The organism is Lentzea guizhouensis (assembly GCF_001701025.1).
Taxonomy (GTDB): domain Bacteria; phylum Actinomycetota; class Actinomycetes; order Mycobacteriales; family Pseudonocardiaceae; genus Lentzea; species Lentzea guizhouensis.
Map to the genome: position 1 here is coordinate 7,522,828 of NZ_CP016793.1, position 11,911 is coordinate 7,534,738.

Here is an 11,911-nt window from a genome sequence, read left to right on the forward strand (position 1 = left end):
TATGTCATGAGGCTGGCGACGGCCAACCCGCTGAGCTGGGCAGCCCGTCGTCGGCCTCGTTCAGGAAGCCCTCGCTTTGTGCAAGTCGGCACTGTCCGTGCAGCCTGCGGTCGGCCATCCGACGGCATTGGTCCAGTGCATGAAGACAGGCTAAAAAGTGGACAATCCCGCGGCTGTCGAAGTGGTGGCGTGCAGTTGACGTGCTGCACCAGATATTGGTGATCGTTATGTCTGAACTGGCGAACATCACGGCCCACATCGCGGTCGTAGCCACTGACAAGCTGCTCAGCCGCGTCGTACGCGACCAGCTGCACAAAGGTGCCCGTGACGCAATGCGGAAGGTCATGAGCTCGCAGGCATCGGCGGCGTTCGTCGAGGCTCTCGACCCGGCCGGTACGGAGGCGATCGGGCGATACCTCAAGTCGCCGGACTTCGAGGAGGTAACCCGCCAGTTCGCGTTGTGGAGGCTCCTTCCCGATCGCACCACACCCAAAGACGTCGAGCAGGGGTTGCAGGAGGCGGTGCACCTGGGGTTGGGGCATGCAGGGCGGTGGCGGCCGGGCGATCTCGCAACCGCGGCGAGGGTGGTGTATGACCAGATGCGGGGCGCGGTGTTGAGATGCGTCTCCACTCTGCATCCGGGCGACGTGGATCAAGTAATTGGAGTCTCGGCGGCGCAACTCGCGAACGCGGCTATCGGCAACAACAACCTCCTCATGAGGGTGGAGTCGCTTGCGGCCCTGCACTCGTTCGCGCGACGCATGCAGTCACAAATCCGTTCTCAGCACGCCGAGATGCGGATGCCGCACCTCGGCATGAGCAGGTCGGTCACTTACGACCGCTTGTACGTCGAGCCTGTCCTGGGAGGCCTCGAAGACATCACCCTGCCGGGCAGGCGCTCAGTCGTGCTCGGCGATCCTGGTGCGGGTAAGTCGACGCTCGCGGCAAAGGTGGCCTGGGAGGTCGCGTCCACCGAGGACGGACGAGTTCCGTTCCTCGTGGTGCTCAGGAACTTCACCTCAGCCTTTCGCGCCGGCGGGGTGAGCCTCGTGTCGCATCTTGAGGCTGTCTGCCGCGAGCCGTATGGCCTCGAACCTCCACCGGACGCGGTCGAGTACCTGCTGCGCAACGGCCGCGCCGTGGTGCTGTTGGACGGGGTCGACGAACTCATCGACCCCGACGTGCGACAGCGGTTCGCGCGGCTTGTCGAGTCGTTCGCCGAGCTCTACCCGCTCGTGCCGCTCGTGGTGACCGCACGCAAGATCGGCTACGAGATCGCGCCGCTGAACCCGAGGGCGTTCCGGACCACGGTGATCGAGGAGTTTGATGGCCCGCGAATCGAACGGTACGTGAGATCGTGGTTCCTGCTCGACAGCAGCACCCCGGTGAACGAGCGGCCGAAGCTCGCGCGGTCGTTTCTGAAGGAAAGCCATCCGCTGGGCGAGCTTCGCAAGAACCCGCTGATGCTCGCGTTGTTGTGCGCCATGTACTCCAGCGAGCACTACCTGCCTACCAACCTGGCTCAGGCGTACGAGAAGTGTGCGCTGATGATGTTCGATCAGTGGGATCGGATGCGAGACCTGCCGATGCCCAGCCGGTTCGACAGTCATCTTCGTGGTGCGGTCGGCTACCTGGCCTGGAGGCAGTTGACCGCGGAGAACTCCGGAACGGCTTGGCCACGAGGTCGGATCGTGGCAATGCTGACGCAGTACCTGGAACGCAAGGGTTTCGATGCTGAGGAGGCCGAGGACAACGCAAACCGGTTCGTGGACTTCTGCACGGGCCGCCCTTGGGTCCTTACCGACACCGGCACAGGCGAGGCGGAACTGCAGTACGGCTTCACACACCGAACGTTCCTGGAGTTCTTCGCCGCCGATCACCTAGTGCGTACGAACCGTACGGCCGGTCCGCTGTGGGCCGCGCTGCGGCCGATCCTGCTGAACGGCTCTGGTGGAGTGGTACCGCAGATCGCTCTGCAGCTTTACGACCAGAAACACGACGATGGAGCGAGTGATCTGCTTCGGCTGGTAGTAGAGGAAGGAAGCTTCCTGAGCACGCGGTTCGCCGCCGAATCGCTGCGCTACATCCAGCCCAGTCCCCAGGCCACGCGGGCGGTAGTGCGTTCAGCCGTGCGCATGGCCGCGAGCCACCCGGTCGAAAATCGATTCCACTACTGGTTGCCCTGGCACGTCGAGCTTTATCAGGTGCGCGACGATGAACCACTCACCATTCTCGGGGAGTGCTCCCGGAACAATCGCTCAGCCGTGAGGAAGGCGCTCGACGCGGAATTGGACTCCGGAGAGTACGAGATGGGCATCGCCGAGTGGTTGAGGTACAGCTGGTTCGGGCCGAGGCCGGGCAGGCACAAACCCAAACCCTGGGCAAGTGTGCTACACAGCTCAGGCGACTTGTCAGGCCTGGTAGAGGAGTTCGGCCCCTACGTGCTTTACCTGTCCTACTGGGCACCGCCCCACGCAGTCGGCCGCAGCCTGGCCCAGCAGATGCTGATGGGAACACCCTTGGAGTTCGACCCAGAGGTCTTGCTTCGGGCGCCGTTGCCCTGGCTGGACGGCGGTATGTGGTGGAAACAACGCAGGCTGTCCCGTCTGGGGGGAGACATGATCACCAAGGAGGCGGACATGCGGCACTCGTTGCTCGCGTTGCCGTTCCTGGAAACCGCTATCGAGACCCAACAGTTTCCACTGGACGGTTGGCGCACCCAGCTCACGCTGGGAGACATTCGCCAAGCAGGAGGGCCGGCTGACCTTCGGCATCTGGACCTTCCCGCAAACGTGCGCGAGTTCTTGGAGGGCTGGTGCAGGGGTGACTTCAGCGTGATCGGCCCAGCCCCGGAAGAACGATCTCGGCGCGAACATTCAGGAGTTCCGGTCGGTCTGGAGATCCCAGCCCGGTGGCCGGATCCCAGCCCTGTGGGGCCCCGTCGACGCCGTTCACTCGAACCTTGATTTGCGGAACCCGACTGCTTGGGGACTCGGCGTGAAGACGCCGTAGAGCGCTGGGGGCAGCATTCCGCGCAGACGCCTCAAGCCCTGCGCGAGACGGCTGGTCGTTCGACTCGGGGTCGAAGATCGAATAGTTGGCCTACTCACCGACGACGCGCCAGATGTGGGGTCCACACCGGCACGATCGGCGTCAATAGGTGCGTGCCCGACCTGGCTGGGGTCAGTGCGTCGCCAACCGGTAGACGCCGCGGCTCACGCGCTCCAAGTCGTCGTAGGTGATGGAGGCGTGGTCGGGGGCGTTGCGGCACAGGTGCGAGGTGACCATCGTGCGGATGGTTCTTTCGGCGTAGCCGGTGTTCCGGTGAGACATCTCGGTGACGATCTCGGCCAGTGTGAAGGTCGAGGCGCCAGATCTGGTGAGCACTGCTTGAACCGCGTCGAGAATTTCGCGGCGTGCACCGTCCCTGGTGGCGCGCGTCGGAGGGTTGATGCCGCTGGCCGTCCCGGCCGCTTGCCGCGCCGCGTCCACCAACGGCGTCGGTCGCTTCGGCTCGGAGCTGTCTCCGGAATGTGTGTTGGTGTGCGGGACAACGTCGTAGATATTGAGGCGCAGGGTGTCGTCGATGGGGACGACAACGAGACGAGTCGCTGTGACGTGATGTCGGGCCAGATCGATGCCGATGCTTCCCATGGCCGTTGCAGGTAGGCCGGCGACGGTGGCAGGTATGAGGTCGACCGTGTCGGTGTCCAGTTGGATTCCGTAGCGTCGTGCGGTGCCGGCCATGTAGCGCCGCAGGCGGTCGCTCTCGACGTAGACGAAGATCCGGTCAACTTCGCCGGGATAGATGGTCAGTCTGTAGAAGTCTTTGAGGACCTCGCCCAGAGTCGTCGTCCACGCAGCATTCACCTCGTTCGGCTCCCGTGGGAACTTGAACTCGATCAACGCCTTCGGTGTGGGTCGGCCGACTGCCAGGTCGACGCGGAGGCCCTTCAACGCCGGGTGTGGCGCCTCGACCCACAACGTTGCTGCCTCGACGCCAGCTGCTACCAAGGCTTTGGCGGTGGCGAACCGCACCACGTCCTCGGTGAGCACCCCGCGTAACCCACGTTGCAGATGACCGCGCAGTTCAGCGGCCACCGAAGCCCACACTGCATCGGACTGCCACGGGGATGCCTGTGCCACGCGGTCTATGTCGTTCCTGGTTGTCAGATCATTAGCCGTCGGCCCGATACCTGGTGGGGTTGCGCTCTTGGGCTGTTCGGGTGGAGACGGGCAGGACGCCGTCACGGTACCTGTGGTGTCTGGGTCTCGGTTGCGACCGAGGGAGCTGATCGTGGCCACGCTGACGAACGCCGAACTGCTTGCCGCCTTGACGGGACGTCACCGCCCTGCGGCACCGTCTGAAGTGCCTGGCCTGCGCTTTGCGTTCTACGGGCGGATGTCGACGAGCGTATTCCAGGATGTGCAGACGTCGCGTGCGTGGCAGCGCGCCGTGTCGGACGAGTTGGTCGATGGTGTCGGCTCGGTTGTCGCGGAGTTCTTTGATGTGGGTGTGTCGCGGCGGTGGTCGTGGTCGGATCGTCCGGAAGCGGCGGCATTGCTGGCGGCCGCGGCAGAGCCTGGTCGTGACTTCGATGCGGTCGTGGTCGGGGAGTACGAGCGGGCGTTTCACGGTGACCAGTTCCGTGAGGTCGTGTCACGGTTGAACGCACTTGGAGTCGCGGTGTGGCTGCCGGAGGCGGGTGGTCCGGTGGAACTCGGTACTCCTGTGCATGAGGCGTTGATGGTGTTGTTGGGTGCGCAGGCGCAGCGTGAGGTGGTGCGGGCGCGGCAGCGGGTGTTGGCGGCGATGCGGGCGCAGACTCGTGTTCAAGGCCGGTTTCTGGGTGGTCGTCCACCGTATGGGTATCGGCTGGTTGATGGTGGTCGGCATCCGAATCCGGTGCATGGTCGGTGGGGTAGGCGGGTGCAGGTGTTGGCGCCGGATCCGGTGACGGCGCCGTGGGTGCGGTGGATGTTCGTCGAGCGTGCCCGCGGTCGCACTGTGGCGTCGTTGGCACGGGAGCTCAACGAGCGTGGCGTGGCGAGTCCGTCGGGCGCGGACCCGGCGCGGAACGCGCACAGATCGGGGGAGCGGTGGATCGTCCGGACAGTGGCGATGATTCTGGGAAACCCGCGGTACACCGGCCGGCAGGTGTGGAACCGGTGCAGCACGATCGGCCATGGATCGGGTGGGCGAGCAGGTGGCCGCGGCTCCGGGGCGCTGCGGTACAACCCGATCAGCGAGTGGGAGGTGTCTGAGCGGATCGCGCATGAGCCTCTCGTTGATGACGAGACGTTCGTGGCGGTGCAGGGTCTGCGGGCGGCGAAGCCTTCCAAGGACGGCGAGGTCCGGCGCTATCTGCTTGCGGGACTCGTCGTGTGCGGGCTGTGTGGTCGGCGGATGGACGGGCACTGGGTTCATGGGCGTGCGGGCTATCGATGCCGGCACGGCTTCACCAGCGCCAAGCGACGTTCCGACGGCGAACCACGGAACCTCTACGTCCGAGAAGACCATCTGCTCGAGGCGCTGCCACATCTACTCGCGCGGACCGCTGGGCCCGCGCAAAAAAGGTGTGGACGAGGAGTTGGTCGATCAAGTCCGCGAGCAACGCTTGCAGATTCACTATGACGACCACCGTCTTGAAATTCGACCCGCGCCACTAATGGTGAAAACCATGGAACCTGCTCGTCGTCCAGTTCAACCGGCGCTCGCGTTGGATTGGTGTGTCGACGTAAAAGCGGCCGAAATATGAATTACCCCACGGGATTCTGGAAAATCCCGTGGGGTAAGAGAATGTCCGAGGGGGGACTTGAACCCCCACCCCCTTTCGGGGACTAGCACCTCAAGCTAGCGCGTCTGCCATTCCGCCACCCGGACCTGTTCAGTTGTCACCGCAGCTCTCGCCGTGGTGCGTGGATAGATTACATGATCGTCGGCGGCGGCCAAAATCGGGCTGCGTTGCGAGGGTTTGTGCTGGTAGGGGCGTGATCGGGATGGTGGCGGTGGTGGTCGATTGTGGGCGAGGGACGGGTGGGCGGCGTTAGGGTCGCTGGCTGTGACGAGTGGCTTGGTGGAGTGGTTGCTGGAGGGGTCGGATCCGGCGTTGCGGTGGCAGGTGGAGCGGGACCTGCTTGAGGAGCCGGAGGAGGTGTGGCGGGCGACGCGGGCGAGGGTTGCGCAAGAAGGGTTTGGGAAGCGGCTCTTGGAGTTGCAGGGGGAGGACGGGCAGTGGGCTGGTGGGGCCTTCTTTCCGGCTGACTACGACATGCGTGGGGATGAGGCGCAGCCGTGGACGGCGACCACGTGGGCGCTGGTGGCGTTGAGGGAGTGGGGTGTGGAGGCGGCGGCGTTGGCGGGGACGGCGCAGCTGTTGGCGGAGAACAGTCGGTGGGAGTACGACGGGCTGCCGTATTGGGGTGGGGAGGTTGACTGCTGCATCAACGCGATGACCGTGTCGAACGGGGTGTGGTTGGGGGTCGACATGGGGGCGAATGCGCGGTGGTTTGTGGAGCATCAGTTGGGGGATGGTGGGTGGAACTGTGAGTGGGTGGAGGGGGCGAAGAGGTCGTCGTTTCATTCGACGCTCAACTCGTTGAAGGGGTTGTTGGACTACGAGGTGGCGACGGGTGGCAGTGAGGAGGTGCGGCGGGTGCGGAAGGAAGGGGAGGAGTACCTGCTCAAGCGGCACCTGTACAAGCGGCTGTCGACTGGAGAGGCGGTGGCCGAGTGGGCCACGTTCCGGTATCCGTTGCGGTGGCAGTACAGCGTGCTCAACGCGGCTGACTACTTCATGCGGGCCGCGAGGCATGACCGAACCAGCCCTGACCCTCGGATGAGTGAGGCGATGGAGCGCATCAAAGCCCAGAGGCAGGGGGATGGGACGTGGGTGACGGCTGGGCGGCATCCGGGGCGGATGTGGTTCGAGGTGGATGTGGAGGCCGGGCAGCGGTCGAAGTGGCTGACGCTGTATGGCACCAGGGTTGTGGAGTGGTGGGGCTAGATCCAGCCTCGGGCGCGGGCGAAGCGGGCCGCTTCGTGGCGGTTGGCGGCGCCGGTTTTGCCCACGGCTGAGGAGAGGTAGTTGCGGACCGTGCCGGGGGAGAGGGAGGCGCGGCGGGCGATTTCGTCGATGGGGGCGCCTTCCAGGGCCAGTTCCAGGACGTCGGCTTCCCTGGGGGTGAGGGGGCTGTCGCCGGCGCTGATGGCTTCGGCGGCCAGGGCGGGGTCTACGTAGCGGCCGCCGGAGTGGACGGTGCGGACGACGGTGGCGAGGACGTCGGCGGACACGGTTTTGGGGAGGAAGCCGCGGACGCCGGCGGCAAGGGCCCGTTTCAGGTGGCCGGGGCGGCCGTGGGAGGTGACGATCATGGTGGAGCAGGAAGGCACCTCAAGAGCGAGGGTTTGGGCTACGGAGACGCCGTCGAGGTCGGGCATCTGGAGGTCGATCACGGCCACGTCGGGGCGGACGGCGCGGGCGGTGGCTACTGCTTCGGCGCCGGTGGCGGCTTGGGCGACTACTTCGAGGTCGTCCTCCAGGGCGAGGAGGGCTGCGAGGGCGCCGCGGATGAGGTGTTCGTCGTCGGCCAGGAGGATGCGGATCACGGGAGCTCCACGGTCAGCACGAAGCGGTTCGGGGGCTCGGGGGTCGCGGTGACGGAGCCGCCCAGGGCGGAGACGCGTTCGCGGAGGCCGGTGAGGCCGCTGCCGAAGCGGATGGCGGCCTGGGAGACGCCGTCGTTGGACATGGTGAGGACCTTGCCGCGCAACGAGATCGTGCACGTGCTGGCTTCGCTGTGGCGCAGGACGTTGGTGACGCCCTCGCGGACGGCCCAGCCGAGGGCGCCTGCGGAGTCGTCGGGGGAGGTGGGCTCGCCGATCACGCGGCAGTCGATGCCGGCGGAGGAGAGCAGGGAGCGGGCGCCGGCCAGTTCCGCGGTGAGGTCGGCGGTGCGGTAGCCGGAGACGACGGCGCGCAGTTCGTCGAGGGATTCTTGGGCGATGCGGCGGACTTCGAGCATTTCGGAGATGGCCTCGTCGCGGCCGCGTTGGGCGAGCTTGGCGGCCAGTTCGGCTTTGAGGGCGACGACGGAGAGGTTGCGGCCCACCACGTCGTGCAGGTCGCGGGCGAAGCGGAGGCGTTCTTCGGCCACGGCGAGGCTGGTGCGGATTTCGCGGGAACGTTCGAGCTCCCACATGGTGCCGAGCATCCACACCGAGGAGCGGTAGACGGCGGTGAGGAAGATCAGCATCAGTGCCATGGAGATGGCGGCACCGAGGTCTGCGGCGAGCAGCAGGAACGCGGTGGCGACCACCACGGCCACGGCTGTGATGCGGGGGCGCACGGTGCAGGAGAGCGCCGTGACGTAGAGGACCGGCACGAAGATCGTGATCGCGTCGGCCGGGCCGTCGGGGTCGCCGCCGGGCAGCAGGAGCAGGCCGATGGCGAGGACCGTGGCGGTGGTCAGCGTGGTGGCGGTGAAGGCCACGCGCGGGAACGGGGCACGGCCCAGGTAGTGCTCGATGCCGAGGTGGACGAGCCACACGCAGCACGCCGACTGGATGATCATCGATGCGATGATCGTGGTGCCGACGGTGGCGCTCACGTCGTCCGCGTTCGCTATGCCGGTCAACGGCAGCAGCGGCAGGATGATGAACGTGACGTAGAACGACGACCGCATGAAGTAGTCGAACCGCGCCGCGTTGCTGCGCGAGCGCCACCAGGACAGCAAGGTCACCTCCGCGGTTCCCAGCGGAACCATCGCCGGACAGCGTAGGCGCTGAGCACGGTCCACGCCGCCAGGACGATCAACGGCTGCAGCACGGGGCCGTCCTGCCAGCCCGCTTGCAGCAGTTCGACCACCGGGGTGAGCGGCAGCAACCGCAGCGCCGGCTGGATCTGCTCCGGGAACGTCGACAGCGGGAACATCAGACCGCTGCCGACGACGCACGCGAGCAGGACCGGCAGTGTCGTCACCTGTGCCATCTCGGCCGTGCGCGTGAACGCCGAGGACGCCGCCGCCAGCAGCGCGAACACCACCACTCCTCCCACAACGGCGAGCAGGAGGAACCACGGCTTCGACGGCAGCCTGATGCCCGTCATCGCGCCGACGATCGCCGCGAACAGCACCATCTGCCCGACCGCGATCGCCATCGACGGCAGCGCGGCGCCGAACAGGACCTCGGGGTCGGTCAGCTCGCCGACGCGCAGGCGTTTGAGCACGAGCTCTTCGCGGCGGGCGACGAACACGGTGACCAGGTTGTAGTAGACCGCCATGACCAGCACGAAGCCGACCAGGCCGACCACGAGCGGCACGCCGTCGACGTCGGCCGAGATCAGCAGCGGCACGATGAGCAACGGCAGCAGCAGCGAGTTGAACAGGGCGGTGCGGTTGCGCCAGAACAGCTTCAGCTCCGCCTGCCCGATGGCCACGGCCCTCATGCCGCCTCCTCCGCGATCGCCAGGAACGCTTCTTCGAGGGACGCCGAACGAGCGTCCAATCCGGACAGGACGACGTTCTGCGCGTGTGCCCACGTCAGCAGGTCGTGCAGCGTCTCCTGCAGGGTGTTCGTCCGCACGGTCGCGCGCCCGGACGCGTCGACGTCAGCCACGACGGGCAGCGACACCCCGAGCGGTGGCGTGAACGAGATGCGCGCCGGGTAGGCGTCGACCACTTCGGACACGGTGCCGCTCGCGACGATGCGGCCGCGGTGCATGATGGCCAGCCGATCGGCCAGTTCCTGTGCTTCTTCCAGGTAGTGCGTCGTGAGCAGCACGGTCGTGCCCTCGTTGAGAAGCGTGCGGATCAGCCGCCACGTGTTGCGCCGGCTCTCGGGGTCGAGGCCGGTGGTCGGCTCGTCGAGGAACAGCACCTCCGGCTGGCCGAGCAACGCGAGCGCCAGGTCGAGCCGCCGCCGTTCACCGCCGGAGAGCTGCTTCACCCGCACCGCAGTCCGGTGTCCCAACGAGACCAGGTCCAGTGCTTCGGCCACGGGACGGGGTCGCGACAACGTGCCCGCCCACATCGTGGCCGCCTCGGACACGGTCAGGTCCGGCGGAAAGCCGCCCTCCTGCAACATCACGCCCACCCGCGGCCGCACGGCCTTGCGCTCCAGGAACGGGTCGTGCCCCAGGACCCGGACAGTCCCCTCCGCCGGCCGGGTCAGCCCCTCCACCACCTCGACGGTCGAGGTCTTGCCCGCGCCGTTCGTGCCGAGCAGCGCGAACATCTCGCCCTTCTCGACCTCGAACGAGACGCCACGCACCGCCTCGAACCCCCCTGCGTAGCGCCGGGTCAGGTCTTTCACCTCGATCGCTGTCATGGTTCAAACGATCGCGTGAAAAGTGGGGTCGCGGCAGTGTCAGGACGCATCAGAACGTGATGACAGATGTCATGACGCACCGGTCGCGGTCGGATGGTTCGCATGACTTTGGCTGAGCTTCCCGAGGAGTTCCCGGAGCAGATCGACGAGGAGGGGCTCGAGGCGCACTCAGTGCGCTGGTACATCGTGCCCGCGCTAACGGCCGTTGCGACGCATGGTGTCGACGTGAGCGGGGAGGCGATGGAGGTCGAGCACGCCGTGTTGTTCAAGGCCCACGACCTGCAGGCGCCGTTCGAGGTCTGACGGGTTTGCGTTCGTTCGATTAAGACCGTAATCTCACGATCGTGCCAAAACGCGCCGACCCGGTGGAACGCCGGCAGCAGGTGGTCGCCGCCCTCTACCGGGTGGTGGACGCTGAGGGGTTGGACGCGGCCTCGTTGCCGCGGATCGCCCGTGAGCTGCAGGCGACCACCGGGTTGCTGCAGAAGTACTTCCGCAGCAAGGACGAGTTGTTGTTGTTCGCGCAGGACCAGCTCGTGGAGGAACTCACGGCGCGGGTGCGGGAGGTGCTGGGGCAAGAGGGGAGCCTCCAGGACCGTCTGCACGCCGCGTTGTGTGCCATCGCGCTGGTGGACGACCCGGCGCGCGCACGGGTGTGGCTGGCCTTCACGGCGCGTGCGGCGGCCAATCCCGTGCTCCTGCAACGACATGTCGTGGGAGCGCGGGAGATCCGGGACCTGTGCCGGCACGTGTTGGAGGCGGCGGGGCGGGACGGCGGGGAGGCCGTCGCGCTGGCCGCGTTGGTGGACGGGGTGACGGCGCAGCGCGCGCTGGAGCCGGACGTGATGACGGCGGAGGTGGCTCGGCGGGTGATCGCCGGCTACCTCGCGCGGATCTGGGGGGAATGAAGTGACTGCGGGGTTGCTGCTGGCGCTGGCGGGGCTGGCGTTGCTGGACTCGACGAGCATCGGGACGTTGTTCATCCCGATCTGGCTGATGCTGGCGCCGGGGCGGTTGCGGGTCGCGCGGTTCGGGGTCTACCTGGGGACGATCACGGTGTTCTACTTCGTGGTCGGGGTGGGGCTCGTGCTGGGGGCGTCGCAGCTGGTGGAGCACCTGGACGGGCGGGTCGCGCTGTGGGGGCAGCTGGTGATCGGCGTGCTGTTGTTCGCCGTGAGCTTCCGGTTCGACAGCAAGAAGAAGACCGACACGAGCAAGTGGACGAACAGGGTAAACGGGTCCACGGCGGCGCTCGTCGGGGTGGCGTTGCTGGCCGGGGTGGTGGAGCTCGCGACGATGCTGCCCTACCTCGGCGCGATCGGGATGATGAGCGCCGCGGACCTGAGCGCGGCGCAGATCGGGTTGCTGCTGGCGGGGTACTGCGTGGTGATGGTCGTGCCGGCGATGGTGCTGCTGGGTGGGCGGATCGCGTTGCGGGGGCGGATCGAGCCGGTGTTGCAGAAGATCAGCACGTGGTTCGCCGAGAAGGGGGCGAGCACGACCGGGTGGGTCCTCGGCATCGCCGGGTTCCTGGTGGCGCGCGACGCGGTGGCGCGGTTGTTCTTCCTGTAAACGCGTTGACGG

At 66.7% G+C, this 11,911-nt stretch carries 11 protein-coding genes and 1 tRNA gene; 6 read left to right on the forward strand and 6 right to left on the reverse strand.

What is annotated here, in order from left to right:
* Positions 1-200 precede the first annotated feature (200 nt).
* The gene (locus BBK82_RS36095; protein ID WP_065918961.1) at positions 201-2,966 is read left to right on the forward strand and encodes an NACHT domain-containing protein; all 2,766 of its coding nucleotides are present in this window, start codon (positions 201-203) and stop codon (positions 2,964-2,966) included.
* 217 nt (positions 2,967-3,183) lie between these two features.
* On the opposite strand, the gene BBK82_RS49265 is transcribed toward BBK82_RS36095, so the two are convergent.
* Positions 3,184-4,101 carry a DUF7669 domain-containing protein gene (locus BBK82_RS49265; RefSeq protein ID WP_154697706.1) on the reverse strand — a complete coding sequence of 306 codons (918 nt, stop codon included), beginning with the start codon at positions 4,099-4,101 and terminating at the stop codon, positions 3,184-3,186.
* Between the two features lie 196 nt (positions 4,102-4,297).
* On the opposite strand from BBK82_RS49265, the gene BBK82_RS48100 reads away from it, so the two are divergent.
* Positions 4,298-5,635: a recombinase family protein gene (locus BBK82_RS48100; RefSeq protein ID WP_237047756.1), complete on the forward strand. Its 1,338-nt coding sequence runs from the start codon at positions 4,298-4,300 to the stop codon at positions 5,633-5,635.
* A 166-nt stretch (positions 5,636-5,801) separates the two neighbouring features.
* Here BBK82_RS48100 and BBK82_RS36105 read toward each other — a convergent pair.
* A tRNA-Leu gene (locus BBK82_RS36105) sits at positions 5,802-5,884 on the reverse strand.
* A gap of 193 nt (positions 5,885-6,077) precedes the next feature.
* On the opposite strand from BBK82_RS36105, the gene BBK82_RS36110 reads away from it, so the two are divergent.
* Positions 6,078-7,007, forward strand: coding sequence for a prenyltransferase/squalene oxidase repeat-containing protein (locus tag BBK82_RS36110; RefSeq protein ID WP_335618004.1), 930 nt, complete (start codon positions 6,078-6,080; stop codon positions 7,005-7,007).
* On the opposite strand, the gene BBK82_RS36115 is transcribed toward BBK82_RS36110, so the two are convergent.
* The 4 genes from BBK82_RS36115 to BBK82_RS36130 are packed head-to-tail and all read right to left on the reverse strand — an operon-like array spanning position 7,004 to position 10,327.
* Entirely contained in the window at positions 7,004-7,609 is a 606-nt protein-coding gene (locus tag BBK82_RS36115) for a response regulator transcription factor (RefSeq protein ID WP_065918962.1), read from the reverse strand. The genes BBK82_RS36110 and BBK82_RS36115 overlap by 4 nt on opposite strands.
* Complete coding sequence (locus tag BBK82_RS36120) at positions 7,606-8,766, reverse strand: sensor histidine kinase (protein WP_065918963.1); 1,161 nt, start codon at positions 8,764-8,766, stop codon at positions 7,606-7,608. The genes BBK82_RS36115 and BBK82_RS36120 overlap by 4 nt, the downstream gene beginning before the upstream one ends.
* Positions 8,739-9,446: an ABC transporter permease gene (locus BBK82_RS36125; protein WP_065918964.1), complete on the reverse strand. Its 708-nt coding sequence runs from the start codon at positions 9,444-9,446 to the stop codon at positions 8,739-8,741. The genes BBK82_RS36120 and BBK82_RS36125 overlap by 28 nt, the downstream gene beginning before the upstream one ends.
* Positions 9,443-10,327, reverse strand: a complete 885-nt coding sequence (locus BBK82_RS36130; RefSeq protein WP_065918965.1) for an ABC transporter ATP-binding protein — start codon at positions 10,325-10,327, stop codon at positions 9,443-9,445. The genes BBK82_RS36125 and BBK82_RS36130 overlap by 4 nt, the downstream gene beginning before the upstream one ends.
* A gap of 102 nt (positions 10,328-10,429) precedes the next feature.
* Here BBK82_RS36130 and BBK82_RS36135 point away from each other — a divergent pair, with 102 nt between their 5' ends.
* From BBK82_RS36135 to BBK82_RS36145, 3 genes are read left to right on the forward strand one after another with little or no spacing between them, the layout of a single operon-like run.
* Positions 10,430-10,630, forward strand: a complete 201-nt coding sequence (locus BBK82_RS36135) for a hypothetical protein (RefSeq protein WP_237047757.1) — start codon at positions 10,430-10,432, stop codon at positions 10,628-10,630.
* Between the two features lie 41 nt (positions 10,631-10,671).
* Entirely contained in the window at positions 10,672-11,235 is a 564-nt protein-coding gene (locus tag BBK82_RS36140) for a TetR/AcrR family transcriptional regulator (RefSeq protein WP_071812752.1), read from the forward strand.
* 1 nt (position 11,236) lies between these two features.
* A complete protein-coding gene (locus tag BBK82_RS36145) occupies positions 11,237-11,899 on the forward strand; it encodes a GAP family protein (RefSeq protein WP_065918968.1) in 663 nt (220 codons plus the stop codon).
* Positions 11,900-11,911 lie beyond the last annotated feature (12 nt).

Bases quoted from the DNA above. Each gene is read 5' to 3' on its own strand.
- BBK82_RS36130 (WP_065918965.1), bottom strand. From the start codon at position 10,327: ATGACAGCGATCGAGGTGAAAGACCTGACCCGGCGCTACGCAGGGGGG.
- BBK82_RS36135 (WP_237047757.1), top strand. From the start codon at position 10,430: ATGACTTTGGCTGAGCTTCCCGAGGAGTTCCCGGAGCAGATCGACGAG.
- BBK82_RS36125 (WP_065918964.1), bottom strand. From the start codon at position 9,446: ATGAGGGCCGTGGCCATCGGGCAGGCGGAGCTGAAGCTGTTCTGGCGC.
- BBK82_RS36120 (WP_065918963.1), bottom strand. From the start codon at position 8,766: ATGGTTCCGCTGGGAACCGCGGAGGTGACCTTGCTGTCCTGGTGGCGC.